Source organism: Pigmentiphaga soli, assembly GCF_039541095.1.
Lineage (GTDB): Bacteria > Pseudomonadota > Gammaproteobacteria > Burkholderiales > Burkholderiaceae_B > Pigmentiphaga > Pigmentiphaga soli.
Genome location: NZ_BAABFO010000017.1, coordinates 52,427 through 76,394 on the forward strand (window position 1 = coordinate 52,427; position 23,968 = coordinate 76,394).

A 23,968-nucleotide genomic window follows, 5' to 3' on the forward strand; every position below is an offset into this window, starting at 1 on the left:
ATGCGGCTACGGCATGCGCTGCGCGGCCCGGCCCCTGACAAGCCGGGCGTGCCTCATTCAAGCTTGGCCGACCAGGATCACCCGGTAGTCGTTGACGTTGGTCAGCGTCGGCCCGGTCACCACCAGGCTGTCCAGCTCGCTGAAATAGCCCCAGGCATCGTTGGACTCCAGCCAGCGCGCCGGCGCCAGCCCGCGCGCGGCGGCCTGGCGCAGCAAGGCGCTGTCCCACCATGCGCCGGCGTTGTCCTCGCTGCCGTCGATGCCGTCGGTATCGCAGGCCAGCGCGCACAGGCCGTCCTCGCCGCCCAGCTCATGGGCCAGCGACAGCAGGAATTCCGTGCAGCGGCCGCCGCGGCCCTTGCCGCGCACCGTCACGGTACATTCGCCGCCGGACACCAGCGCCACCGGCGCGGCGAAGGGCTCGCCGCGGCGGCGGATCTGGCGCACCAGCGCGGCATAGACCTTGGCCACCTCGCGCGCCTCGCCGGTGACGGTGTCGCCGAGCACCACGGCCGGGATGCCGGCCTCGCGCAGCGAGCGGGCGCCGGCCTGCAGGCTTTGCTGCGCGGTGGCGATGGTGCGGTTGTCGACGCGCGCGAACAGCGGATCGCCGGGCTTGGGCGTTTCGGGATGGCGGCCCTCGGCGCCGGCTTCCAGCCATTGCCGCACGTCGGCCGGCGCGTCGACCTCGAAGCGCCGCAGGATGGCCAGCGCCTGCCCGTAGCTGCTCGGGTCGGGCACGGTGGGGCCGGAGGCGATGGCCGACGGGTCGTCGCCGGCGACGTCGGACACGATCAGCCCCAGCACCGCGGCGCGCGTGGCCGCGGCCAGCCGGCCGCCCTGCACCTGCGACAGGTGCTTGCGCACCACGTTCATGTCTTCGATCGGCGCGCCGCTGCGCAGCAGCGCCTGCGTAACGCCCTTGAGCGAGGCCATCGACACCTCGGGCACCGGCAGCGACAGCAGGCTGGAGCCGCCGCCCGACACCAGCGCGATCAGCAGGTCGTCGGGCCCGAGCCCGCGCGCCAGTTCGAGGATCTCGCGCGCGGCCGCCTCGCCCGCTTCGTCCGGCACCGGGTGCCCGGCCTCCACGCAGCGGATGCGCGCCAGCGGCAGCCCGTGCGCATAGCGCGTCACCACCAGCCCCGACAGCGGCGCATCGGCCGGCCAGGCCTGCTCCACCGCGCGCGCCATGCTGGCCGCCGCCTTGCCCGCGCCCACCACCACCGTGCGGCCGCGCGGCGGCGCCGGCAGGTGGCCGGCCACGATATGAAGCGGATCGGCGGCCGCGACGGCGGCGCGATAGGAAGCAAGCAAAAGCGAATGCATGGCGGTCACCCCACCAGATCAGCAATGGCCTTGCCCACCTCGGCCGTCGAGGCCTTGCCGTTCAGGTCGCGCGTGCACACGCCGCGGCGCAGCGATTCCTCGATGGCGCCCAGGATGGCATCGTGCGCGTCGCGGTGGCCGAGAAAGTCCAGCATCAGCGCGCCCGACCAGATCTGCGCGATCGGGTTGGCCACGCCCTTGCCGGCGATGTCGGGCGCCGAGCCGTGCACCGGCTCGAACAGCGACGGAAAGCGGCGATCGGGGTTGAGGTTGGCCGACGGCGCGATGCCGATGGTGCCGGTGCAGGCCGGGCCCAGGTCGGACAGGATGTCGCCGAACAGATTGGAGGCGACCACCACGTCGAACCAGTCGGGGTGCTGCACGAAATGCGCGGTGAGGATGTCGATGTGGTACTTGTCGACCTTAACGTCGGCATAGCTGCGCGCCATCGCTTCCACCCGCTCGTCCCAATAGGGCATGGTGATCGCGATGCCGTTCGACTTGGTGGCCGAGGTCAGGTGGCGCGCCGGCCGCGACGCGGCCAGCTCGAAGGCGAACTTCAGCACGCGGTCCACGCCGTGGCGCGTCATCACGGTTTCCTGGATCACCGTCTCGCGCTCGGTGCCTTCGAAGATGCGGCCGCCGACGCTGGAGTATTCGCCTTCGGTGTTCTCGCGCACGACGTAGAAATCGATGTCGCCCGGCTGGCGGCCGGCCAGCGGCGAGGCCACGCCAGGCATCAGCCGCACCGGCCGCAGGTTCACGTACTGGTCGAACTCGCGGCGGAACTTGATCAGCGAGCCCCACAGCGACACGTGGTCGGGCACGGCGGCGGGCCAGCCGACCGCGCCGAAGAAGATCGCGTCGTGGCCGCCGATCCGGGCCTTCCAGTCGTCGGGCATCATCGCGCCATGTTTGGCGTAGTAGTCGCAGGAGGCGAAATCGAAATGGTCGAAGCGGACGTCGATGCCGAAGCGGCGCGCGGCCGCCTCCACCACGCGAATGCCCTCGGGCAGCACTTCCTTGCCGATGCCGTCGCCGGCGATGGCCGCGATGCGATACGTCATGATGCGATGGTCTCCGTGTCGGGTCGTATGAAAAATGCGTCGATCTCGCGCCACAGTTGCTCGGGCGCTTCTTCGGCGATGTAGTGTCCGCAGTCCAGCGCGCGGCCGGTCATGTCCGACGCCGCGGCCTGCCATAGCGCCTTCACGTCGAAGTTGCGGCCGACCGCGCCGTGCGCGCCCCACAGCACCCGCAGCGGGCAATCGACGCGCGCGCCGCGCTGGCGGTCGGCGCGGTCGTGTTCCAGGTCGATGCCGGCCGAAGCGCGATAGTCTTCGCAGATGGCGTGGGCCCAGCCGGGCCGGCGCGCGCAGCGTTCGTATTCGGCCAGCGCCTGCGCCGTGAACGGCGCCAGCCCGGCATGGCGGCCGCCCATTATCGAGCGCACGTAGAAGGCCGGATCGCCTTCGATCAGCCGTTCGGGGAAGGGCGCCGGCTGGATCAGCCAGAACCAGTGGAAATAGGCCTGCGCGAAACTGCGCGTGGTGCCCTCGTACATATCGAGCGTAGGCGCGATGTCGAGCAGCATCATGCGTTCGACGGCGCGGGGATGGTCCAGCGCCAGCCGGTGCGCCACGCGCGCGCCGCGGTCGTGGGCCAGCACGCTGAACCGTTCGTAGCCCAGGCACTGCATCAGCGCCAGCGCGTCGGCGGCCATCGCACGCTTCGAGTAGGTGGCGTGATCCGGCGCATCCTCCGGATGGCCGCTGTCGCCGTAGCCGCGCAGGTCGGCGGCCACGCAGGTGAAATGCTCGGTCAGCGCCGGCCACAGCCGGTGCCACATCGCATGGGTTTGCGGATGGCCGTGCAGCAGCAGCAAGGCCGGGCCCGTGCCCGCCACGCGCACGGCGGTAGCGATCTCGCCCGTGCGCAAATGCTGCAGGCGGCATTCGAACAGCGACAGTTCGGACATGGAAACGGACTCCTGGCGGCCAGTCCGTATTGTGACACGCGATGCCATCGCTCCCGGCTTCTTGAGTCGCACGACGCTCGCATGCGCGCAGCTCGGTCCAGGGCGCCGCGGATCCGGCTCCGCCGGTCCGCCAGCGTCGCCCCTGGGGGCGCGCGAAGCGCGTGGGGGCCTAATGCGACAGGATCTTCGACAGGAACTGCTGCGCCCGCTCGGAGCGCTGCGAGGCGCTGTCGAAGAATTCGTCTTTGGCGCAATCCTCGACGATGCGCCCGGCATCCATGAAGACTACGCGATGGGCCACCTTGCGCGCGAAGCCCATCTCGTGCGTGACGACCATCATCGTCATGCCCTCGCGCGCAAGGTCGATCATCACGTCGAGCACCTCGTTGACCATCTCGGGGTCGAGCGCCGAGGTGGGCTCGTCGAACAGCATCGCCACCGGGTCCATCGACAGCGCGCGGGCGATCGCCACCCGCTGCTGCTGGCCGCCCGACAGCTGGCCGGGAAACTTGTCCTTGTGCGCGGCCAGGCCCACGCGCTGCAACAGGCGCCCGGCGCGCGCCACCGCCTCTTCGCGGCTGCGCCTGAGCACCTTGACCTGCGCCAGCGTCAGGTTGTCGGTCACCGACAGGTGCGGGAACAGCTCGAAATGCTGGAACACCATGCCGACCCGCGACCGCAGCCTGGGCAGGTCCGTTTTCGGATCGCCCACCGAAATGCCGTCGACGATGATCTCGCCCTTCTGGAACGGCTCCAGCGCATTGACCGTCTTGATCAGGGTCGACTTGCCCGAGCCCGAGGGCCCGCACACGACCACCACCTCGCCCTTGGCAACCGACGTGGAGCAGTCGTCCAGCACCTGGAAGCTGCCGTACCACTTGCTGACGTTCTTGATCTCGATCATTCCGGGGCTCCGGTAACAGGCATTGAAAGACTCAGACTCAGCGGACGATGGCCACGCGCCGCTGCAGCACGCGCACCAGCCTCGAGGCGGCGAAGCAGATCACGAAATACACCAGCGCGGCGAACAGGTACATCTCGACCAGCCGGCCGTCGCGCTGGGCGACCTTGGAAGCCGCGCCCAGGAAATCGGTGATCGACAGCACATACACCAGCGAGGTGTCCTGGAACAGCACGATGGTCTGCGTGAGCAGGATGGGGATCATGTTGCGGAAGGCCTGCGGCAGCACCACGCTGCCCATCATCTGCCAGTAGTTCAGCCCCAGCGCGTAGCCGGCCGCCACCTGCCCGCGCGAAATGGACTGGATGCCGGCGCGCATGATCTCGCAGAAGAACGCCGCCTCGAACATCGTGAAGGTGATCAGCGACGACCAGAACGGACCCACCTGGATCGGCGTGGGCGAGCCGATGATCCACGCGCCGATGTACGGCACCAGGAAGTAGAACCAGAAGATCACCAGCAGGAGCGGCAGCGAGCGCATCAGGTTGACGTAGCCGCCGGCGATGGCCGACAGCCAGCCGAAGCGCGACAGCCGCATCATCGCCAGCAGCGTGCCCAGCGCCACGCCCATGAGCGTGGCCAGCGCGGTCAGCGTCAGCGTGAAGGTCATGCCGTCCCGGAACAGGTAGGGCAGCGAGCGCCGGATGACGTCGAAATCGAAGTCGGAGAACATGCGCGCCTCCTAGTGGCCGGCCTGGCCGGCGGGGCCGATGAAGCCCGGCACCGCCACGCGGCGCTCCAGCCAGCGCGCCAGCATGACGACCACCAGGCTGATGACCATGTACAGCAGCGTGGCGGCGGTGAAGGCCTCGAACACCTGGAAGCTGAACTCCTGCATCGAGCGGGCGCGGCCGGTGATTTCGAGCAGGCCGATGGTCAGCGCCACCGACGAATTCTTGATGATGTTCATGAATTCGGAGGTGAGCGGCGGCAGCACCACGCGGTAGGCGATCGGCAGCAGCACGTAGCGGTAGACCTGCGCGCCGCGCAGGCCGAGCGCGGTGGCGGCCTGCCGCTGGCCGCGCGGCAGCGACTCGATGCCGGCGCGGATCTGCTCGGCCACGCGCGACGAGGTGAAAAAGCCCAGGCACAGCACCGCCGGCCAGAACGCGCCCCACGGCGGCGCGATCTGCTTGATGGCGTCGCCCAGCCGCTGCGGCAGCAGTTCGGGCAGGACGAAATACCACAGGAACAGCTGCACCAGCAGCGGAATGTTGCGGAACAGCTCGACATAGGCGGTGCACACGGCCCGGGCCCAGCCGACGCGGGTGGTGCGCAGCACGCCCACCAGCGAGCCCATCGACAGCGCGATCAGCCAGGCCAGCAGCGAGACCGCCAGGGTCCAGCCGGTGCCCGAGATCAAGGTGTCGAAGTAGGTGCCGTGCCCATCGGGCGACTGCTGCCAGAAGATATTCCAGTTCCAGTGGTAGTCCATGGCGCATCCTGCAGGATGGCGCAGCGCCGCCGCCGGGCCCATAACGCGACAGAGGACCGCGAAGGTCCTCTGTCGGATGGGTTGCCGGCCGGCCGCGGGCGCGGATCAGCGGTAGTCGTCGGGGTTGCCCGAATCGGTCGGGTTGGCGATGACCTTCTTCAGCGGCTCGCTCAGCGGCACCTTGAGGTTGATGTTGCGCGGCGGGATCGCCGAGTTGAACCACTTGTCGTACAGCTTGTTCAGTTCGCCGGACTTCATCAGCGCGATGACGGCGTCGTCGGCCACCTTCTTGAAGGCCGGATCGTTCTTGGGCTCGATCACGCCGTAGGGCTCGACGGTGTAGGCCTCGCTGCTGACCATCCACTGGGCCGGATTGCGCGAATTGGCGACCAGGCCGTACAGCAGGATGTCGTCCATGAAGAAAGCGGCCGCGCGGCCGCTGTCGACCATCAGGAAGGCGTCGGCGTGGTCCTTGGCGGGAATGATGTTCATGCCGAGGTTCTGCTTGCCGTTGGCCTCCGTCAGCCATTTGAGGTTGCTGGTGCCGGCGGTGGAAACCACGGTCTTGCCCTTCAGGTCGGCCAGGTCGTTGTAGTTGGACGACTTCTTGGCCACGAAGCGGGTGGCGGTGACGAAGGTGGTGGGGGCGAAGGAAACCTGCTGCTGGCGCTCGAGATTGTTGGTGGCGGAGCCGCACACGAGATCGACCGTGCCGTTGGCGACCAGCGGGATGCGGGTGGCCGAGGTGACCGGCGACAGCGCCACGTTGAGCTTGGGCAGCTTCAGCGCGGCCTTGACGGCATCGGCGATCTTGTAACAGATGTCCATCGAATAGCCGATGGGCTTTTGATTGTCGTCGAGGTAGGAGAACGGAATGGAGGAGTCGCGGTAGCCCAGCGTGATGGTGCCGCTGTCCTTGATCTTCTTGAGCCGGCCGGTCAGGTCTTGCGCGGTGGCGGAGCCGGCCGCCAGGGCCAGCGCGGCGGAGAACAGCACGAACTTCTTCATGGAATCTCCTTTCCGGTGAAAGTGTGGTCGAGTTTAGCAAACAACCTCGATCCGCCGTCATGAATTTATGCCAGGCGCAAGGCGGGAACGGCAATGGCCATGGGCCGCCTCCCACGCTTCGCGTTCTGCGAAGCGTACGTTCTCCACCGGGCAATTGTGCCGCCCGCGGCGCAGTCGATACAGTCTGCGCTCCCGCACCAAAGCGGGGAGCGGAGGACGACTGCATGATCATCGAACACATCGAAGCGAAGGCCCTGCGGGTGCCGGTGACGCTGGATTTCGCCGGCATACGCAAATCGTCGAGCATGGGGCTGTGCCTGGCGTCGGTCAGAACCGACGACGGGCTGGTGGGCCACGGCATCAGCGCGATCAGCAACGAGGCGGTGGTGGCGGCGGCGGTCAACCACGTCGCGGCGCCAGCGCTGGCCGGGCTGGATCCCCTGCGGCGCGAAATGATCTGGGACCGGCTCTATTGGCTGCTGAGCCCGCGCGGCCAGACGGGGCACGCCAGCCACGCCATCGCCGCCGTCGACAACGCGCTGTGGGACATCGCCGGCAAGCGCTTCGGCGCGCCGATCTGGCGCCTGCTGGGCGCCGCGCGCGAGAAGGTGCAGGCTTACGTCACGTTCGGCTATCCCTTCTTCGACATCGACGAACTGGCGCAGGCCGCGCGCTACTGGCACGCCCGCGGCGAACACCGGCTGAAGATGGTGGTCGGCTTCCAGGGCCTGCAGAATCGCGACGCCGGCCGCCCGCCGGCGGCCATCGTCGCGGAAGACGCCCGGCGCGTGCACGCGGTGCGCCAGGCGGTGGGCGACGAGGCCAGCCTCTACATCGACGCCAACTGCAGCCTGGACGCCGTGCACGCCGCCGACCTCTGCCGGCTGATCGAGGCGGACCGCATCGCCTTCTTCGAAGAACCCGTCACCCAGAACGACGTCCGCCAGATGGCGGACCTGCGGCGGCGCACCGGCGTGGCGCTGGCCGCCGGCCAGAACGAAGGCCTGATCCACCGCTTCCGCGACCTGCTGCTGGCCGGCGCGGTGGACTATCTGCAGCCCAACGTGGTGATCGGCGGCGGCATCACGCAATGCGTGCGCATCGCCGGCCTGGCGCAGGCGTTCAACGTGCCGATCGTCAACGGCGGCGCCTGGCCTTTCCACAACATGCACCTGCATGCCGGGCTGGCGCACGGCACGATGGTGGAATACCACCACCTGTCGGTGGAAGTGTGCAAGAAGGTCTTCGTCGGCCTGCCGGAACTCGAAGGCGGCTATCTGCGCCTGCCGGAAGCGCCCGGCTTCGGCTTCGAGCCCGACCCGGCCGCGCTAGCCGAATTCGCCCGCTGAGCCCGGCCGCCGGCGGCGCGGGGCGCCGGCCCGCGCGGGCGCGTCCGGGGCCTCCGGCGCCTGCGCCGCGCAGTCGCGCAGGAAGCCGACGAAAGACCTGGCCGGCTTCGACAAGGTATCGTAGTCGCGGTAGCCGATGCAGTGCTGCCGCACGGCCCATTCCTCGGCCAGGCGGATGCCGCGGATGGGCAGGCTTTGCAACTGCGGCAGCACCGCGCGCCGGGGCAGGATGCCGATGCCGATCCGCGCCTGGACCATCTGGCACATCGAATCGAAGCCGTACACCTGCATCCGGATCCGCATGGCGGCGCCGATCCGCTGCGCCTGGGCCTGCGTGGTGGTGTGGAGCGCCGTGCCCACCCGCAGGCTGACGAACTCCTCGTCCAGCAATTCCTCGAAGCGCACCGCCCGCCGCGCGGCCAGCCGGTGTTCGCGGTGCACCAGCACCACCAGTTCGTCGCTGCGGTAGCGGTGGATCTGCAGGCCGCGGCTGTCGGTGGTGGACTCGAAAATGCCGACCTCGGTCGCCTCCTGCCGCAGCGCCTGCACGATGGCGCCGCTGGCATCCTCCTTGAGTTCGATCCTCAGCTCGGGATAGCGGGCCAGGAAGCGCATCACGTCGTCGGGCAGGAACTGGACCACCGCCGACCGGTTGGCCAGCACGCGCACGTGCCCCCGCACGCCCTTGGCGTACTCCGCCATCTCGGTCTTCATGCGGTCGAAATCCTCGATCAGGGGCTGCGCGTGGCGCAGCAGCGCCTGCCCGGCCGTGGTCGGCGCCACGCCGCGCGGCAGCCGCTCCAGCAGCGGCACGCCGACGTCGGCCTCCAGGTTGGCGATGCGCCGGCTGGCCGCGGCCAGCGCCATGCCCAGGCGGGACGCGCTGGCGGTGATGGACCCCTGCTGGCAGGTCACGGCGAACAGCCGCAGGCTGATCGGATCGAATCTCATTGCATGTCTCCTCCAGCCCGGCCACGAATGGGCGGCGGCCGCGGCACCAGGCTTCGCACCTGGCGAAGTCTAGGTTATTCCTTCGGCAATTGTGGATCGCCCGCCAATCTCCAATACTTCGCCGATACCCCGGGGCCGCTTCCCCAGGCACACAAGAACGAGGAGGAGACCATGTTGAAAGCGCTATTGACCATGCCGCTCGTCGCGCTGGCCCTGCAGCCGGGCGCCGCCGCCGCGGCCGACGCCTATCCACAGAAGCCGGTGCGCCTGCTGGTCGGCTTCTCGCCCGGCGGCAATATCGACGAATCCGCCCGGCTGCTGGCCACGGCCATGAGCCGCGACCTCGGCCAGCAGGTGGTGGTCGACAACCGGCCGGGCGCCAGCACGCTGATCGCCGCCGACGCGGTCGCCAACGCCCCGCCCGACGGCCACACGCTGATGCTGGCCACGACCTCGACCCTGCTGGCCATCCTGGTCCAGAAGAAGACCTCGGGCAAGCCCGGCACGCTGGACCCGCTGAAAAGCTTCGCCATGGTGGCCTCGGTCGGGCGCGGCCCGTTCGTCATCGCCGCGCACCCGAGTTTTCCGGCCAACGACGTCGACGGCTTCATCGCCGAGGTGCGCGCCCACCCGGGCAAGTATTTCTACGCCACCTCGGGCGTCGGCTCCCAGCACCACCTGGGCATGGAACTGCTGATGCGCAATCTCGGCCTGCGCATGACCCACGTGCCCTACAAGGGCGCCGGCCAGATCCTGCCCGACCTGATGAGCGGCCAGCAGATCAAGCTGGCGATCATGAGCTCGGTGGCCGCGCGCAACGTGGCCGAAAAGGAAGGCGGCCGCATCAAGGTCATCGGCATCATGAGCGGCCCGCGCATCCCGGCCGCGCCGCAGCTGGGATCGTTCTCGGAGCGGATCCCGGATTTCGAAGACGCCGTCTCGCATTCCTTCGTCGTGGCGCCGCCTGCCACGCCGGAGCCGGTCGTGCGGCGCATTGCCGAATCGGTCCGCGCCGCGCTGAAGGATCCGGAACTGGTCAAGGCCTTCGCCAGTTCGGACACCATGCCCTACTACCTCGGGCCGGCGGAACTGACGAGCCGCATGGGCCGCTTCGTCCGGCAATGGGGCCAGATCGTGGATACCGTGAACCTGCAGGAATGACGGCCGGGCAGGCAGGGCGCGACCGGCTCGCCCGCTATCGTTCGATCGCCGATTTGCGCGAAGAGGCGCGCCGCAGGCTGCCGCGCGCGGTGTTCGACTTCTTCGACGGCGGCGCCGAGGACGAGCGCACGCTGGCCGCCAACGGCGATGCGTTCGACGCGCTGGCGCTGCGGCCGCGGGTGCTGAATAACGTCGAGCGGGTGGACACCGGCATGACGCTGTTCGGCCGCCGCAGCGCGCTGCCTTTGGCGGTGGCGCCCATCGGCGGGGCCGGCGCCGGACGGCGCCGCGCCGATCTCGACATGGCCCGCGCCGCCGCGGCGGCCGGCGTGCCGTACACGCTGTCCACCATGTCCAGCGCCAGCATCGAGGAAGTGGCCCGGCACGCGCCCGGCCGCCTCTGGTTCCAGGCCTACGTGCTGCGCGACCGCGAACTGGTGCGGCGCCTGATCGAACGGGCCGAAGGCGCCGGCTATGAGGCGCTGATGATCACCGTGGATCTGCCCGCCGGCGGCAAGCGCGAGCGCGACCTGCGCAACGGGTTCGCGATGCAGTATCGGCACTCGCTGCGCAACACGCTTGATTTCCTGCGGCATCCGGGCTGGCTGCTGCCGATGGCGCTGCACGGGCGCCCGCCGCTGAAAAACCTCGAAGGCATGGCGCCCGCCGCATCGGCCGGCGGCCCGGCCGCCTCCTCGGTCGGCCGCTTCAGCGATCCGACCTTCGACTGGAAGCAGCTGGCGGCGCTGCGCGAGCGCTGGCCCCGGCAGTTCATCGTCAAGGGCATCCTGCACCCCGACGACGCGGTCAAGGCCCTGGCGCTCGGCTGCGACGCGATCGTCGTCTCCAACCACGGCGGCCGCCAGCTGGACGGCGCCATGGCCAGCATCCGCGCGCTGCCGGCGGTGGCGGCGGCGGTGGACCGGCGCGTCCCGGTGCTGCTCGACAGCGGCATCCGGCGCGGCAGCCACATCGTCAAGGCCATCGCGGCCGGGGCGACCGGCGTGCTGGCGGGCCGCGCGCTGCTGTACGGCGCGGTGGCCGGCGGCGAACGCGGCGCCGGCCACGCGCTGGCGATCCTGGCCGACGAGCTGGCACGAACCATGCGGCTGTGCGGCGCATCCGGACTCGAAGCCATCGGGGCCGACCTGCTCGCTCTCTAGGACGATCGCACTCCGGACCGAAAAACAACATCCATAAACCATCCACATGGATGGTGCTAAGATGGTTCCATGAAAGGAACGCCCGCCCTCAACCGGCCGGCCAAGGCGGCCGACTCGGAAAAAATCACCATCAACCTGGGATTCGTCGATCTCGGCCATATCGACCTGCTGGTCGCCGAAAGCTTCTACGCCAACCGAACGGACTTCATCCGCACCGCCATCCGAAACCAGCTGGCGGCGCATGGAGACGTCCTCAAGCAGGCGGTCGCCCGCAAGCTGCTGGTACTCGGCCTGCAGCACTTTTCCGCGGCCGATCTCGAAGCCGCCCGCGCGGCGGGCCAGCAGTTGCAGATCCGGGTGCTGGGCCTGGCCAGCATCGGCCAGGACGTGACCCCGGAACTGGCCCTGGCCACCATCGAATCCATCACCGTGCTGGGGGCGCTGCAGGCCAGCAGCGCCGTCAAGGCCGCGTTGGCCGGAAGAATCCACTGAAACAACGGAAACTCCCCATGAACCACTTGCTTCAACGCCTGATGGCCGAAGCCACGCAGTTGACCCGCCATGGCCGGCTGCACGAGGCGACGCAGGCCATCCAGCGCGCCCTCCGGGGCGGCGCCGCCCGCGGGCCAGGCATCGGCCGGCCTGCTGCGCCGCCCTCCGCCCCGCATGCCCCATGGCCGGCGGGCGAAGCGCTGGTGCTCGACGGCCCGGAGCCTGTCATCGACCCCGACCAGGCCGGCACGCGTGGCGATGAACGCTGGATTGCCGGCAGCGTCGCGCATCAGGGACGCACGCTCGCGTACAAGCTCTATCTTCCGCCCGCCGCAGCCGCTGCCGCCCCCCTGCTGCGCCCCATGGTGGTCATGCTGCACGGATGCACGCAAGATGCCGACGACTTCGCGGCCGGCACGCGGATGAACGCGCTGGCCCGCGACCTCGGGGTGGTCGTGCTCTACCCCGAGCAGACCCCGCGCGCCAACGCGCAAAGATGCTGGAACTGGTTCAAGCCGCAGCACCAGCAGCGCGGGCGCGGCGAACCGGCGATCCTGGCCGCCCTGGCGCAGACGATCGCGGCCGATCATCACGTGGACGCGGCCCGCGTGTTCGTGGCGGGCCTGTCGGCGGGCGGCGCCATGGCAGACATCGTCGGGCGCTGCTATCCGGACGTATTCGCGGCGGTCGGAGTGCACTCCGGCTTGCCGAGCGGCGCGGCAAGCGACGTCGGCTCGGCGCTCGCCGCCATGCGCAACGGCCGCCCGGCGGCGCCGGCGGTCTCCGGCGGCCCGATGCCGCCCACCATCGTGTTTCATGGCGATGCGGACGCCACCGTCCACGTGAGCAACGGCGCCGCGATCGTCGAAGCGGCCCGCAACGCGAACGGCAAGACGGCCGGCAAGCCTTCGGCCCGCGTTGCCGAGGGACGGTCGAGCGGCGGCCAGCGCTACACCCGGACGGTCTATACGGATGAAGCGGGGCGCAGCACGACCGAGTACTGGCAGTTGCACGGGGCGGGACACGCCTGGTCCGGCGGCAGCGCGGAAGGAAGCTATACGGACCCGGCCGGCGTCGATGCCAGCGCCGAGATGCTGAGGTTCTTCCTGGCCCATCGGCGGAACCCGTAGCCGGGCCGCCCGCTAGGGCGAACCGGTCAGCACCATCAGCACGTCGGCGTACCAGGCGCAGTTCAGGCCGAGCGACTCGTCTTCGTCCAGGTCGCGCGGGCGCATGTCCATGCGGGTTGAATGCACCCCCAGCAACTGCCAGGACAACAGCGAATCGTCGCCGTGGCCTGCGTGCCTGCGCCGCAGGACGGGCGCGCCGCTGCTGCCGCGGTGCGTCCTGGCATCGGTCAGGAAATAGCCCTGCTGCTGGAAGCGCACGCCATAGGCCGATGCGATCGATGCGCTGCGCGCCACGGCGAGGTGGTGCACCGTGTCGTGGAACCCGAGCGGAAACCCGATCACCGTCAGGCTGTCGCCGACCGCCACGTCTTCGCCGCCGGGATCCAGATTCGCCGCATCGAACGCCTGCAGCACCGTGGACCGGGGCAAGCGGTCGGCCATGAGCTCGATGACCGCGATGTCTACCGCCCCGGCGCTATCGGCAGCCTGGCGCCATAGCGCCAGCCCGTTCTCGTAGAGCGGGATCGAGAAGATCGCGTGTCGCGTCAGGTCCTGCGCGTCGGTGTGCAGTTCGATCTCTATCCGGTCCGGAAAATGGCCGCTCGCCTCGTCGGCGAAGACGTGCCGGTTCGTGACCAGGAACAGCCGCTCGCCGCGGCGAAAGAAAAAGCCGCTGGCCCCCGTCAGCAAGGAAGGCCCCAGGTAAGTGGCGATGCGCGTGGAGGCCAGCAACACCGCCTCGGCGGTACGGCCCGGATCCGGCGCGGGGCACGCCGGCGCGGTACGGGCAAGGAGTGCCTGTGTCCTGGCAATGTCGCGCTCGAAGACGGTCAGCACATGCTCGGAGATGGGGGTGTTCAGCATGATCGTGCGGGCCGCTTCGGCGTGTGCCTCGAAGGAATGCAGCAGCGCGCCGTGGGCGGCAGGCGGCAGTGTTTCGAGCAATGCCGGCAGCAAGGCGTCGATGGCGATCAGGCTGCCCTTGAGCTCGCAGATACGCTCGGTGGCTTCCTGCAGATTCTTCATCGCGAGAGCCCTCCATGAAAATCAAAAAGCGCGGACAAAGCCGCGCTTCGGTGCAACCGTGGGGGCAGATGCCGGGCCGGCAAGGCCCGGCGTGGCTCAGCTCACGGCGCGAATGTTGCAGGCCTGCGGGCCTTTGGCGCCCTGCGCGACCTCGAACTGCACGCGCTGGTTCTCGGCCAGGGTCTTGAATCCGCCTGCCTGGATCTCGCTGAAGTGAGCGAACAGATCCTTGCTGCCGTCATCGGGGGTAATGAAGCCGAATCCCTTGCCGTCGTTGAACCATTTCACGATTCCGGTTTGCGTGGCCATTTTGATTTCCTTTCGAAGTTGCCGGCACGCAAGAGCGCGGCCGGCGAAGAGACGCCAAGAAAATCAACAAGGAGGGGTTCGACACATCCGCCGGCAGGACGCCGGAAGCGGAAGAAAGGCCTGGGAGGTGATGGTCTTGCACATATCAACGAACCCATAGTACACGTCTTGCGCAGCGCGTGCCGTTTCGCCGCGGATATATTTTCGTCCCCCCGGCGCCGGGCTACACTTGGCGCATGGCCCTACCGGAAGCTGCCGTGCCCCTGCCTGACGACGCGCCCCCCGAACCCGACCGCCTGCCCGAAGGGCAGATCCCCGCGCTGCGGGTCATGGCGATGCCCGCCGACGCCAACCCGTCGGGCGACGTGTTCGGCGGCTGGATCATGGCGCAGGTCGACGTCGCCGGCGCCATCGCCGCGGTAGAGCGCGCCAAGGGGCGGGTCGCCACGGTAGCCGTCAATTCCTTCGTGTTCAAGAAGCCGGTCTTCGTCGGCGACGTGCTCAGCTTCTATACCGACATCGTGCGCGTCGGGCGCACCTCGATCACCGTCTGCATCGAGGTCTACGCGCAGCGCGTCCAGCTCGATGCCGAAGTGGTCAAGGTGACCGAGGCCACCGTGGTCTACGTGGCCACCGACGGCGCCCGCCGTCCGCGCGTGCTGCCGCCGGACTGAGCCCAGCCGCTTCGCTCTCCATTCGCATACGGATACGTCTGACACCTCGGATGCTGGACACTCCCGCCGAATAGTGGCAAATTTTCCACACGGGCAGTTCCGCTGCCCCAGTGGCGCACGCCGGCCCCGAGCCGGCGGCTCTAGACAAAAATCCAGCGCGGCGCCGGGCCTTCCGGCGCCACCGAAGCGTAGGAGACAAACATGGACCTTACCGGTTCGCGCCTCGTTCCGGGGTCGCAGCAGCGCACCTGGAACAAGCTCATCGCCCCCGAGACCCTGAAGGTCTGCATCCCGGGCTGCGAAAAAGTCGAACGCGTCGCCGACGACGAATACAAGGTGTCGATGCACGCCGACGTGGGGCCGGTATCGGCGCATTTCGACGGACGGATCAAGTTGTCCGACATCCGGCCGCCGCATTCCTACCATCTGGAATTCGAAGGCGAAGGGCCTGCCGCCGGCGGCGCCCGCGGCTACGCCGACGTCAGGCTCACTCCCGAAGGCGACAACACGCGGCTCTCGTATGCGGCCCATGCCGACCTGCAAGGCAAGCTGGCCGGACTGCGCGGCGACCAGGCCGAAAAGATCGCCCGCAAGATGAGCGACCGCTTCCTCGGCCTGCTGTCGCTGTGCGCCAGCCGCGCGGCCGAACAGGCCGAGGCCCCGCACATGCGCCGCTTCCCGGCCATGGCAGGCGGCGGCTCGCCATCGCACAACGGCGAACTGTTCAGCCGGTTCTCATGGGTGATCGCGGGCGGCATCGTCCTGCTGCTGGTCGCCTACCACATCCTGTTCCGCTAGCCGGGGCCGGCTCACCGCCTCAGGTTCTTCATCTTGATCTGGGGCGCCAGCACGACCGTCACGGCGCAGAACAGCAGCGACATCACGATCCCGCTGTGCACGCCGGCCGGCACCGAAGTGCGGGTGATGATGATGCCGATCACCGCCGTGCCGACCGCGCTGCCCAGCGTGCGCGTGGTCTGCACCAGCGCCGAGGCCACGCCCACGTCGCGCCGGTCGGCGATGATCTGCATGAACAGCGTCAGGTTCGGCAGCACGAAGCCCAGCCCGACTCCCGACAGCCCGAACACCGCGAAGGCGAAGCCCGTCGACGACCCGCTGTCGAGCCCCATCACACCCAGGCAGCCGGCGCCGACGATGGCCGCGCCCAGCACCAGCAGCCGCTGCGGCTGGCTCTGGCGGGGAAACAGGCGGCCGTTGATCACGCTGCCCAAAGGAATACAGGCCACCAGCGGCGCCAGCACCAGCCCGGCCTGGGCCGGCGTCATGCCGACCACGGTCTGCAGCAGCAGCGGGCCGTAGTACATCAGGTTGAACATCACCGCGCCTATCATCACGCTGACCACGTTCAGCAGCCGCGACTCGCGCGAGGCCAGCACGCGCAGCGGGAACATCGGCAGCTCGACCCGCTTCTCGTACGGCCACAGCGCGGCGATCGCGGCCGCGCCCACCAGCGCGAACAGCGCCGCCAGCAGCGGCTTGGCCCCGACCGCGAAGCCCAGTTCCAGCGCCGCCATCGGCGCGCCCACCGCCACCACCAGCAGCACGCCGCCCAGCCAGTCGATGCGCGGCCGGCGCTCGTGGCGCGGCACCAGCCGGGGGAAATAGCGGAACAGCATCACGAACGACACCACCGCCACGGCCGGCACCACGAGAAAGGCGGCCCGCCAGCCGATCGCCTGCGTGACGGCGCCGCCCAGCAGCGGCCCGAGCCCGCTGGCCACGGCATAGCAGGTGGACACCAGCGCCTGCCAGCGGATGCGGCGCGCGGCATCGGGAAACAGGTCGGCCGGCGCGGCGAAGGCCGTGGCCACCAGCATGCCGCCGCCCAGCCCCTGCAGGGTGCGGGCCACGATCAGGTGCGGCATCGTCTGCGACAGCGCGCACATCAGCGAGCCGACGGCTACCACGACGATGGAAGCCAGGATGAAGGGCTTGCGCCCGAACAGATCGCCCAGCCGGCCGAAGATCGGGATGACGATGGCCGACGACAGCAGGTAGCCGGTGCCGACCCAGGCGTACAGCGCCATGCCGTCGAGTTCGCGGGCGACCTGCGGCAGGATGGTGCCGACGATGGTGGAATCGAGCGCCACCAGCATCACCACGGCGCAGACGCCGAACACCGCGAGCAAGGTCTGGCGCGTGCCGCGGACCGGCGATGCGGAGGCCGCGGAACTGCTGCTTGAAGGGGAAGGAGGTGACGAGGCAGGGGCGTTGTCTGACATTTCCCTTTAAGGATACACCCCGGGTAAACCCTTGACCAGCGGCCCGGCCGCGTGGCGCTCACACTCGTTCGAAGATACCCGCCGCTCCCATGCCGGTGCCCACGCACATCGTGACCATGCCGTACTTCAACCTGTGCCGCCGCAGCGCATGCACCACGGTGGCGCTGCGGATCGCGCCGGTGGCGCCCAGCGGATGGCCGAGCGCGATCGCGCCGCCCATCGGATTGACGCGCGACGGGTCGAGGCCGAGGTCGCGGATGACGGCCAGCGCCTGCGCCGCGAAGGCTTCGTTCAGTTCGATCCAGTCGAGGTCGGCTTGCGTCAGCCCGGCCAGCTGCAGCGCGGCCGGCACGGCCTCTTTCGGGCCGATGCCCATGATCTCCGGCGGCACGCCGCGCACCGCCGAGCAGACGAAGCGCGCCAGCGGCGTCAGCCCCGTCTCGCGCAGCGCGCGTTCCGACATCAGCAGCAGCGCGCCGGCGCCGTCGGAGGTCTGCGAGCTGTTGCCGGCCGTCACGCTGCCGCGCGCGGCGAATACGGGCCGCAGCCTGGCCAGGGCCTCGGCGCTGGTGTCGGCGCGCGGCCCTTCGTCGAGCGCGAGCGTGCGGCGCAGGACGGCGACGTCGCCGCTGCGCATATCGGGCCGGCGCTCGGCCACGTCGACCGGCGCGATCTCGTCGGCGAATTCGCCGGCCTGCTGGGCCGCGATCGCCTTGCGGTGCGAGGCCAGCGCGAAGGCGTCCTGGTCTTCGCGCGACACCTTCCACCGGGCCGCCACGTTCTCGGCGGTCAGGCCCATGCCGTAGGCGATGCCGACGTTCTCGCCGCCCTCGAAGATGCGCGGGTTCATCGAGGGCGTGTTGCCCATCATCGGCACCATGCTCATCGACTCGACGCCGCCGGCCAGCATGACGTCGGCCTCGCCCACGCGGATGCGGTCGGCTGCCATCGCCACCGCGGCCAGGCCCGAGGCGCAGAAGCGGTTGACCGTAATGCCGCCCACCGTGTCCGGCAGCCCCGCCAGCAGCACCGCGATGCGCGCCACGTTCAGACCCTGCGGCCCTTCGGGCATCGCGCAGCCGATCACGGCATCCTGGATCCGCGCCGGATCCAGGCCGGGCGCCTGCGCCAGCGCGGCGCGGATCGCATGGGCCAGCAAATCGTCCGGCCGTACGGTGCGCAAGGCGCCGCGCGGGGCCTTGCCGATCGGCGTGCGGGCCGCGGCCACGATGTAGGCGTCCTGGAGTTGTCGGGTCATGATGTCTCCTGCCCGCCGGTCAATTGCGCACGGGCTTGCCGGTCTGCATCATGCCCGTGATGCGTTCCTGCGTCTTGGGATGGTTCAGCAGCGCCATGAAGGCCTGGCGCTCGCTTGCCATGATCCAGGCCTCGTCCGCCAGCGATCCCGCGGCCACCTCGCCGCCGCAGATGATCTCGGCGATGGCGCGGCCCAGGTGGAAGTCGTGCGCCGAGATGAAGCCGCCGTCGCGCATGTTCACCAGCTGCGAGGTGAGCGTGGCGATGCCCTGGCTGCCGGCCACCGCGAACGGCGCCGCCAGCGGCGGCCGCCAGCCGGAATCGTGCAGCGCGCGGGCCTCGCGCACGGCCGTGTACAACACTTCATGCACGTTGAACACGATGGGGTCCGACTCCAGCAGGTAGCCCATGCGGCGCGCGTCGGGCGCCGATTTCGATACCTCCGCGGTGGCCGCCTGCAACGCGTATTTCTTCAGGAAATGCAGCAGCGGCGCTTCGGGCGCCAGCGCGTGCTCCGCGGCGGCGCGGCGGGCGCCGTAGGTCAGGCCGCCGGCGCCAGGCACCAGGCCGACGCCCGTCTCGACCAGGCCCAGGTGGCTTTCGAAATGCGCCACCCGCCGCGCGCAATGCAGCGCCAGTTCGCAGCCGCCGCCCAGCGCCAGGCCGGCGATCGCGGCCACGGTGGGCACCTGGGCGTAGCGCAGCCGCAGCGAGGTCTCCTGCAGCCGCTCTTGCTCCGGCGCGATCGCCTGCACCCCGCCGCTCAGGAACAGCGGCATCATGGCCTGCAGGTCGGCGCCGGCCGAAAACGGCCCGTCCGGCTGCCAGATCACCAGCCCGCGGTACTCGCGCTCGGCCAGGCCGACCGCGCGCAGCAGCCCGGCCGTGACCGCCGGCCCGATGGTGTTCATCTTGGTCTTGAAGCTGGCGATCAGCACCTCGTCCAGGCCGAGCAGGTCCAGCGTCCAGAGCCGGATGGCTTCGTCTTCGAACACGGTGTTGCCGGCCGTCTGCGGCGTCACGCCCTCTCCTTCGAGCGCCGCGCGGAACACCTGGCGACGGTAGACCGGCAGCGTGGAGCGCGGCTCGAACGCCTCGGTCTCGGGGCTCCACGAGCCTTCGGGCACGTGCACGCCGCCGCGCGCCGCCACCGGGCCGCAATGCACCCAGTCGGGCAGCGGCGCCGGCGACAGCGCCTTGCCGGCGGCGATGTCTTCCTGCACCCACTGCGCCACCTGCGCCCAGCCGGCCGACTGCCACAGCTCGAACGGCCCGACGGCATGGCCGAAGCCCCAGCGCATCGCGAAATCGACGTCGCGCGCGGTATCGGCGATCTCGGCCAGGTGCACCGCGCTGTAATGGAAGGTGTCGCGCAGCACCGCCCACACGAACTGCGCCTGCGGATGGGCCGAGGCGCGCAGCGCCTGCAGCCGGGCGGCGGGGTCTTTCGTCTTCAGGATGCGCGCCACCTCGTCGTCGGCCTTGCCGCCGGCCGGCACGTAGCCGCCGCCGGCCGGGTCAAGCTGCAGGATGGCCTTGCCGTCCTTGCGGTAGAAGCCGGCGCCGGTCTTCTGGCCCAGCGCGCCGCGGCCGATCAGCCCGGCCAGCACCGCCGGCGTGCCGTAGTGCGGCGCGAACGGGTCGGCCGGCAGCTTGTCTTCCATCGTCTTGATGACGTGGGCCAGCGTGTCGAGCCCGACCACGTCGGCCGTGCGGAACGTGCCCGACTTGGCGCGCCCCAGCCGGGTGCCGGTCAGGTCGTCCACCACGTCGTAGGAAAGGCCGTATTTCCCGGCCTCGATGAAGGCCGCCAGCAGGCCGAACACGCCGACCCGGTTGCCGATGAAATTGGGGGTGTCGCGCGCCCGCACCACGCCCTTGCCCAGCGTGGTGGTGAGAAAGCTTTCGAGCTGGTCGAGGATGGCGGGGTCGGTGCGCGCGGTGGGGATCAGCTCGACCAGTTCCATGTAGCGCGGCGGGTTGAAGAAATGCACGCCGCAGAAGCGTTCCTGCAGGGATTCGTGCATACCGGCGGCCAGTTCGGCGATCGACAAGCCCGAGGTGTTGGTGGCGAAGATGGCGTGCGGCGCGATGGCCGGCGCCACGCGCGCGTACAGGTCGTGCTTCCAGTCCATGCGCTCGGCGATGGCCTCGATCACCAGGTCGCATTCGCGCAGCCGGGCCAGGTCTTCGTCGTAGTCGGCCGCCACGATCAGCGAGGCCAGCTCCGGCGCGCCGAGCGGCGCGGGCGCCAGCTTCTTCAAGCGTTCGATGGCATTGGCCGCGATGCCGTTGCGCGGGCCGTCCTTGGCCGGCAGGTCGAACAGCAGCACCGGCACCTTGGCGTTGATGCAGTGGGCCGCGATCTGCGCCCCCATCACGCCAGCGCCCAGCACGGCCACTTTGCGAACGATGAAATTCGACATGATGCTTCCTGACGATGTGCGGACCGGGGCCGGCCCCTGCGCTAGTCTACCGCCGCGGCGTCACAACTTCACTGCGCCGCTCAACGCGATCACGCCCAGGCAGGCGAAGATCAGCGCCGCCACCGCGTGCACCAGCCTGACCGGCAGGCGGTGCGCCAGCCGGTCGCCCAGCAGAACGGCCGGCACGTTCGCAATCATCATGCCCAGCGTGGTGCCCGCCACCACCGACGCATAGGCGTGGAACTGCGCCACCAGCGCCACCGTGGCGATCTGCGTCTTGTCCCCCATTTCGGCCAGGAAGAAGGCGATGACCGTGGCGCCGAACACGCCGAAGCCGCGCGGCGTTTCACAGGATTCGTCGATCTTGTCGGGGATCAGCATCCACACGGCCATGGCGATGAACGACAGGCCGAGTATCCAGCGCATCGCGTCGGGGCCGACCGCGCTGGCGAGCCAGGCGCCCACCGCGCCGGCCAGCGCGTGGTTGACGATGGTGGCCGCGAAGATGCCGGCGACGATCGGCCACGGCCGGCGCCAGCGGGCGGCCAGACAGAGGGCGAGGAGTTGGGTTTTGTCGCCGATCTCGGCGAGGGCGACGATGCCGGTCGAAACCAGGAAAGCTTCCATGCGTGGGAGACTCCGGGGCCGGACGATCAACCGATGACCGCGCCGCGTCCCCGGCCCTACCGGAAACGGCGCGGTCAAAGGTCTTGCCAGATCTGCCGACCCGCCTGCGCCATGCCCTGCGGGCAAGCATGTTGACGCAGGCCCCTCCGCGCGGAGGGAGGCTACTCCCCAATGACGGGCGCCAGTATACACGCTTGCCGCGACGCTTCGGCAGGCATAATAGGCGCCACCGCAAGCCATGCCGCACGCCGCCCATGAAAAAGCCTTCCGATCCGCGCCATGCCAACGAGCCCGGGCCGGGGCCGCTGGCCCAGGCCACCGGCGCCTGCCTGGCGGCCGCCGCCCTGCTGGCGCCGGCCGCCGCGCAGGAAGCCCGGCACATGCCGGGCGGTTTCGTACACCTGACCGACATCGCGCAAACCGTCCGGCTCGACATCCGCTATCACGGCAGCAACAACTTCCTGGGCCGGCCGGTGCAGGGCTACGACGCGCCCACCTGCATTCTCAGCCGCCAGGCCGCGCAGCGGCTGCTCGCCGTGCAGCGCGAGCTGCATCCGCAGGGGCTGACGCTGAAAGTGTTCGACTGCTACCGGCCACAGCAGGCGGTCAACGACTTCGTCGCCTGGAGCCGCGACCCGGAAGACCAGCGCACCAAGCCCGACTTCTATCCCGACCTGCCCAAGGAAGCGCTGTTCGACAAGGGCTACCTGGCCGCGCGCTCCAGCCACAGCCGCGGCAGCACGGTAGACCTGACCCTGGCGGCGCTGCAGCCCGAGGCCGACGGCGCCGGGCTGCCCACCCGCGGCCCGCTGACGGCCGAGGGCGAGGTCGACATGGGCACGCCGTTCGACCTGTTCGACCCTCGCTCCAACACCGAGCACGCCGACCTGCCCGGACACGTCCGGCACAACCGCAGCTTCCTGAAGGGGCTGATGGCGCGGCACGGTTTCCGCAACCTGCCGGAAGAGTGGTGGCACTACACGCTCGAGAACGAACCCTATCCCGATACCTATTTCAATTTTCCCGTCCGCTGATGCAATCGTTTTCCGCCCGGGCGCGCGCCGCGCATGACTAGCGCCGCCGACGGCCTGCCGTCCCCCCGCAAATACTGGGCCTTGAGCGCCGCGCTGCTGGCGATGGCGATGTGCGTGCTCGAGACCACCATCACCAACATCGCGCTGCCCACCATCAGCACCAGCCTGGGCGTGGAGCCGGCGCGCGCGGTCTGGATCGTCAACGCCTACCAGTTGGCCATCGTCGCCACGCTGCTGCCGTGCGCGTCGCTGGGCGAGATCTACGGCTACCGGCGGGTGTTCGGCTGCGGCGTGGTGCTGTTCACCGCCGGCTCGGCCGGCTGCGCGCTGGCCGGCCAGTTCGAGTTGCTGCTCGCCTGCCGGCTGGTGCAGGGGCTGGGCGCGGCGGCGGTCATGAGCGTGGTGCCGGCGCTGATGCGCTTCATCTATTCGCAGCGCCAGTTCGGCCGCGGTATCGGCTTCAACGCGCTGGTGATCGCGGTGTCGTCGGCCGCCGGACCGGTGGTGGGCTCGGGCATCCTGGCGGTGGCCTCCTGGCCGTGGCTGTTCGGCGTCAACGTGCCGCTGGGGGTCTACGTGCTGGCCGTGGGCATGCGCGCGCTGCCGGTGGTGGACCGCGCCGCGCGCCGCTTCGACGGCATCAGCGCCGGCCTGAGCGCGGTGTTCTTCGTGGCGCTGATCGTCGGCGTCGAGCGCCTGCTGTCGGCGCCCGCCATGGCCGCCGGCTGCCTGGCGCTGACGGTGGCGGCCGGCTTCGCGCTGGTGCGGCGAGAATTGCCGCGCCCGGCGCCGCTGCTGCCGCTGGACCTGCTGCGCATCAAGATCTTCGCCTATTCGATCGGCGCATCGATCTGCGCGTTCTCGGCCCATTCGATCGCCTACATCGCGCTGCCTTTCTATTTCATGCACGGCATGCACCGTTCGCAGATGGAAACGGGCATGCTGATGATGATGTGGCCGCTGGCGGTGGCGGTCATGGCGCCGATCGCCGGGCGCCTGTCGGAATCGGTATCGCCGGCGCGCCTGTGCGCGCTCGGCACCGGCATCATGGCAGCCGGCATCGGCGGCCTGCTGCTGGTGCCCGACGGCGCCCACAACGGCGCCATCCTGCCCTTCATGGCCCTGGGCGGCGCCGGCTTCGGCACGTTCCAGACCCCCAACAACCGCACCATCCTGACCGCGGCGCCGCGCAGCCGCAGCGGCAGCGCCGGCGGCATGCAGGGCACGGCGCGCCAGTTCGGCATGGCCTGCGGCGCCGCCATCGCCGGCCTCGCCTTTGCCGCCCTGCCGGCCCATGGATACATCGGGGCCCTCGGCGCCGGGGTCGTACTGCTGCTGATATCGTCGGCGATCAGCCTGGCGCGGGGCGGGGCGAAATTCGGCACGCAGCGCAATTGATCTCCGGCCGGCGGCCG

The 23,968-nt window shown here is 69.7% G+C and carries 23 protein-coding genes and 1 riboswitch; of the genes, 9 read left to right on the plus strand and 14 right to left on the minus strand.

Annotated elements, in window-relative coordinates:
* Positions 1–57 precede the first annotated feature (57 nt).
* From ABD927_RS16835 to ABD927_RS16865, 7 genes are all read right to left on the minus strand, one after another.
* Positions 58–1,329: a glycerate kinase type-2 family protein gene (locus ABD927_RS16835; RefSeq protein ID WP_345250999.1), complete on the minus strand. Its 1,272-nt coding sequence runs from the start codon at positions 1,327–1,329 to the stop codon at positions 58–60.
* Positions 1,330–1,334: 5 nt separating this feature from the next.
* The gene (locus ABD927_RS16840) at positions 1,335–2,396 is read right to left on the minus strand and encodes a tartrate dehydrogenase (protein WP_345251000.1); all 1,062 of its coding nucleotides are present in this window, start codon (positions 2,394–2,396) and stop codon (positions 1,335–1,337) included.
* A complete protein-coding gene (locus ABD927_RS16845) occupies positions 2,393–3,307 on the minus strand; it encodes an alpha/beta fold hydrolase (protein WP_345251001.1) in 915 nt (304 codons plus the stop codon). Before ABD927_RS16845 ends, ABD927_RS16840 begins: the two co-directional genes overlap by 4 nt.
* A 169-nt stretch (positions 3,308–3,476) precedes the next feature.
* The gene (locus ABD927_RS16850; RefSeq protein WP_345251002.1) at positions 3,477–4,211 is read right to left on the minus strand and encodes an amino acid ABC transporter ATP-binding protein; all 735 of its coding nucleotides are present in this window, start codon (positions 4,209–4,211) and stop codon (positions 3,477–3,479) included.
* A gap of 37 nt (positions 4,212–4,248) precedes the next feature.
* Positions 4,249–4,941, minus strand: a complete 693-nt coding sequence (locus ABD927_RS16855) for an amino acid ABC transporter permease (RefSeq protein ID WP_345251003.1) — start codon at positions 4,939–4,941, stop codon at positions 4,249–4,251.
* A 9-nt stretch (positions 4,942–4,950) separates the two neighbouring features.
* Positions 4,951–5,703 (minus strand): amino acid ABC transporter permease, encoded by a 753-nt coding sequence (locus ABD927_RS16860; RefSeq protein WP_345251004.1) that lies wholly within the window; start codon positions 5,701–5,703, stop codon positions 4,951–4,953.
* Between the two features lie 105 nt (positions 5,704–5,808).
* Entirely contained in the window at positions 5,809–6,711 is a 903-nt protein-coding gene (locus ABD927_RS16865) for an amino acid ABC transporter substrate-binding protein (RefSeq protein WP_345251005.1), read from the minus strand.
* 224 nt (positions 6,712–6,935) lie between these two features.
* On the opposite strand from ABD927_RS16865, the gene ABD927_RS16870 reads away from it, so the two are divergent.
* Positions 6,936–8,060, plus strand: coding sequence for a mandelate racemase/muconate lactonizing enzyme family protein (locus ABD927_RS16870; protein ID WP_345251006.1), 1,125 nt, complete (start codon positions 6,936–6,938; stop codon positions 8,058–8,060).
* Here ABD927_RS16870 and ABD927_RS16875 read toward each other — a convergent pair.
* Positions 8,040–9,011 carry a LysR family transcriptional regulator gene (locus tag ABD927_RS16875; protein ID WP_345251007.1) on the minus strand — a complete coding sequence of 324 codons (972 nt, stop codon included), beginning with the start codon at positions 9,009–9,011 and terminating at the stop codon, positions 8,040–8,042. The genes ABD927_RS16870 and ABD927_RS16875 overlap by 21 nt on opposite strands.
* Positions 9,012–9,182: 171 nt before the next feature.
* On the opposite strand from ABD927_RS16875, the gene ABD927_RS16880 reads away from it, so the two are divergent.
* The 4 genes from ABD927_RS16880 (at position 9,183) to ABD927_RS16895 (ending at position 12,957) form a co-directional block, all read left to right on the plus strand.
* Positions 9,183–10,172, plus strand: coding sequence for a Bug family tripartite tricarboxylate transporter substrate binding protein (locus ABD927_RS16880; protein WP_345251008.1), 990 nt, complete (start codon positions 9,183–9,185; stop codon positions 10,170–10,172).
* Positions 10,169–11,335 (plus strand): alpha-hydroxy acid oxidase, encoded by a 1,167-nt coding sequence (locus ABD927_RS16885; RefSeq protein WP_345251009.1) that lies wholly within the window; start codon positions 10,169–10,171, stop codon positions 11,333–11,335. The genes ABD927_RS16880 and ABD927_RS16885 overlap by 4 nt, the downstream gene beginning before the upstream one ends.
* 69 nt (positions 11,336–11,404) lie before the next feature.
* Positions 11,405–11,827: a CopG family transcriptional regulator gene (locus tag ABD927_RS16890; protein WP_345251010.1), complete on the plus strand. Its 423-nt coding sequence runs from the start codon at positions 11,405–11,407 to the stop codon at positions 11,825–11,827.
* Positions 11,828–11,844: 17 nt separating this feature from the next.
* Positions 11,845–12,957: an extracellular catalytic domain type 1 short-chain-length polyhydroxyalkanoate depolymerase gene (locus ABD927_RS16895; RefSeq protein WP_345251011.1), complete on the plus strand. Its 1,113-nt coding sequence runs from the start codon at positions 11,845–11,847 to the stop codon at positions 12,955–12,957.
* A gap of 12 nt (positions 12,958–12,969) precedes the next feature.
* Here the strand turns inward: ABD927_RS16895 and ABD927_RS16900 are convergent, their stop codons facing one another.
* Positions 12,970–13,983 carry a trypsin-like serine peptidase gene (locus ABD927_RS16900; RefSeq protein ID WP_345251012.1) on the minus strand — a complete coding sequence of 338 codons (1,014 nt, stop codon included), beginning with the start codon at positions 13,981–13,983 and terminating at the stop codon, positions 12,970–12,972.
* A gap of 96 nt (positions 13,984–14,079) precedes the next feature.
* Entirely contained in the window at positions 14,080–14,292 is a 213-nt protein-coding gene (gene cspE / locus ABD927_RS16905; RefSeq protein ID WP_345251013.1) for a transcription antiterminator/RNA stability regulator CspE, read from the minus strand.
* A gap of 329 nt (positions 14,293–14,621) precedes the next feature.
* On the opposite strand from cspE, the gene ABD927_RS16910 reads away from it, so the two are divergent.
* Positions 14,622–14,966, plus strand: a complete 345-nt coding sequence (locus tag ABD927_RS16910) for an acyl-CoA thioesterase (RefSeq protein ID WP_345251058.1) — start codon at positions 14,622–14,624, stop codon at positions 14,964–14,966.
* Between the two features lie 201 nt (positions 14,967–15,167).
* Positions 15,168–15,764 (plus strand): SRPBCC family protein, encoded by a 597-nt coding sequence (locus tag ABD927_RS16915; RefSeq protein ID WP_345251014.1) that lies wholly within the window; start codon positions 15,168–15,170, stop codon positions 15,762–15,764.
* Between the two features lie 11 nt (positions 15,765–15,775).
* On the opposite strand, the gene ABD927_RS16920 is transcribed toward ABD927_RS16915, so the two are convergent.
* From ABD927_RS16920 to ABD927_RS16935, 4 genes are read right to left on the minus strand one after another with little or no spacing between them, the layout of a single operon-like run.
* Positions 15,776–17,209 (minus strand): MFS transporter, encoded by a 1,434-nt coding sequence (locus ABD927_RS16920; protein WP_345251015.1) that lies wholly within the window; start codon positions 17,207–17,209, stop codon positions 15,776–15,778.
* 58 nt (positions 17,210–17,267) lie between these two features.
* Positions 17,268–18,467 (minus strand): acetyl-CoA C-acyltransferase, encoded by a 1,200-nt coding sequence (locus ABD927_RS16925; RefSeq protein ID WP_345251016.1) that lies wholly within the window; start codon positions 18,465–18,467, stop codon positions 17,268–17,270.
* A gap of 19 nt (positions 18,468–18,486) precedes the next feature.
* Positions 18,487–20,892: a 3-hydroxyacyl-CoA dehydrogenase NAD-binding domain-containing protein gene (locus ABD927_RS16930; RefSeq protein ID WP_345251017.1), complete on the minus strand. Its 2,406-nt coding sequence runs from the start codon at positions 20,890–20,892 to the stop codon at positions 18,487–18,489.
* Between the two features lie 60 nt (positions 20,893–20,952).
* Positions 20,953–21,519 carry a TMEM165/GDT1 family protein gene (locus tag ABD927_RS16935; protein ID WP_345251018.1) on the minus strand — a complete coding sequence of 189 codons (567 nt, stop codon included), beginning with the start codon at positions 21,517–21,519 and terminating at the stop codon, positions 20,953–20,955.
* A 14-nt stretch (positions 21,520–21,533) separates the two neighbouring features.
* Positions 21,534–21,708: riboswitch (yybP-ykoY riboswitch) on the minus strand.
* Between the two features lie 65 nt (positions 21,709–21,773).
* On the opposite strand from ABD927_RS16935, the gene ABD927_RS16940 reads away from it, so the two are divergent.
* Both ABD927_RS16940 and ABD927_RS16945 read left to right on the plus strand, forming a co-directional pair.
* Positions 21,774–22,553 carry a M15 family metallopeptidase gene (locus ABD927_RS16940; protein WP_345251019.1) on the plus strand — a complete coding sequence of 260 codons (780 nt, stop codon included), beginning with the start codon at positions 21,774–21,776 and terminating at the stop codon, positions 22,551–22,553.
* Between the two features lie 33 nt (positions 22,554–22,586).
* Complete coding sequence (locus ABD927_RS16945; RefSeq protein ID WP_345251020.1) at positions 22,587–23,951, plus strand: MFS transporter; 1,365 nt, start codon at positions 22,587–22,589, stop codon at positions 23,949–23,951.
* The last annotated feature ends 17 nt before the right edge of the window (positions 23,952–23,968 follow it).

Bases quoted from the DNA above. Each gene is read 5' to 3' on its own strand.
- ABD927_RS16835 (WP_345250999.1), bottom strand. From the start codon at position 1,329: ATGCATTCGCTTTTGCTTGCTTCCTATCGCGCCGCCGTCGCGGCCGCC.
- ABD927_RS16840 (WP_345251000.1), bottom strand. From the start codon at position 2,396: ATGACGTATCGCATCGCGGCCATCGCCGGCGACGGCATCGGCAAGGAA.
- ABD927_RS16845 (WP_345251001.1), bottom strand. From the start codon at position 3,307: ATGTCCGAACTGTCGCTGTTCGAATGCCGCCTGCAGCATTTGCGCACG.
- ABD927_RS16850 (WP_345251002.1), bottom strand. From the start codon at position 4,211: ATGATCGAGATCAAGAACGTCAGCAAGTGGTACGGCAGCTTCCAGGTG.
- ABD927_RS16855 (WP_345251003.1), bottom strand. From the start codon at position 4,941: ATGTTCTCCGACTTCGATTTCGACGTCATCCGGCGCTCGCTGCCCTAC.
- ABD927_RS16860 (WP_345251004.1), bottom strand. From the start codon at position 5,703: ATGGACTACCACTGGAACTGGAATATCTTCTGGCAGCAGTCGCCCGAT.
- ABD927_RS16865 (WP_345251005.1), bottom strand. From the start codon at position 6,711: ATGAAGAAGTTCGTGCTGTTCTCCGCCGCGCTGGCCCTGGCGGCCGGC.
- ABD927_RS16870 (WP_345251006.1), top strand. From the start codon at position 6,936: ATGATCATCGAACACATCGAAGCGAAGGCCCTGCGGGTGCCGGTGACG.
- ABD927_RS16875 (WP_345251007.1), bottom strand. From the start codon at position 9,011: ATGAGATTCGATCCGATCAGCCTGCGGCTGTTCGCCGTGACCTGCCAG.
- ABD927_RS16880 (WP_345251008.1), top strand. From the start codon at position 9,183: ATGTTGAAAGCGCTATTGACCATGCCGCTCGTCGCGCTGGCCCTGCAG.
- ABD927_RS16885 (WP_345251009.1), top strand. From the start codon at position 10,169: ATGACGGCCGGGCAGGCAGGGCGCGACCGGCTCGCCCGCTATCGTTCG.
- ABD927_RS16890 (WP_345251010.1), top strand. From the start codon at position 11,405: ATGAAAGGAACGCCCGCCCTCAACCGGCCGGCCAAGGCGGCCGACTCG.
- ABD927_RS16895 (WP_345251011.1), top strand. From the start codon at position 11,845: ATGAACCACTTGCTTCAACGCCTGATGGCCGAAGCCACGCAGTTGACC.
- ABD927_RS16900 (WP_345251012.1), bottom strand. From the start codon at position 13,983: ATGAAGAATCTGCAGGAAGCCACCGAGCGTATCTGCGAGCTCAAGGGC.
- cspE (WP_345251013.1), bottom strand. From the start codon at position 14,292: ATGGCCACGCAAACCGGAATCGTGAAATGGTTCAACGACGGCAAGGGA.
- ABD927_RS16910 (WP_345251058.1), top strand. From the start codon at position 14,622: ATGGCGATGCCCGCCGACGCCAACCCGTCGGGCGACGTGTTCGGCGGC.
- ABD927_RS16915 (WP_345251014.1), top strand. From the start codon at position 15,168: ATGGACCTTACCGGTTCGCGCCTCGTTCCGGGGTCGCAGCAGCGCACC.
- ABD927_RS16920 (WP_345251015.1), bottom strand. From the start codon at position 17,209: ATGTCAGACAACGCCCCTGCCTCGTCACCTCCTTCCCCTTCAAGCAGC.
- ABD927_RS16925 (WP_345251016.1), bottom strand. From the start codon at position 18,467: ATGACCCGACAACTCCAGGACGCCTACATCGTGGCCGCGGCCCGCACG.
- ABD927_RS16930 (WP_345251017.1), bottom strand. From the start codon at position 20,892: ATGTCGAATTTCATCGTTCGCAAAGTGGCCGTGCTGGGCGCTGGCGTG.
- ABD927_RS16935 (WP_345251018.1), bottom strand. From the start codon at position 21,519: ATGGAAGCTTTCCTGGTTTCGACCGGCATCGTCGCCCTCGCCGAGATC.
- ABD927_RS16940 (WP_345251019.1), top strand. From the start codon at position 21,774: ATGAAAAAGCCTTCCGATCCGCGCCATGCCAACGAGCCCGGGCCGGGG.
- ABD927_RS16945 (WP_345251020.1), top strand. From the start codon at position 22,587: ATGACTAGCGCCGCCGACGGCCTGCCGTCCCCCCGCAAATACTGGGCC.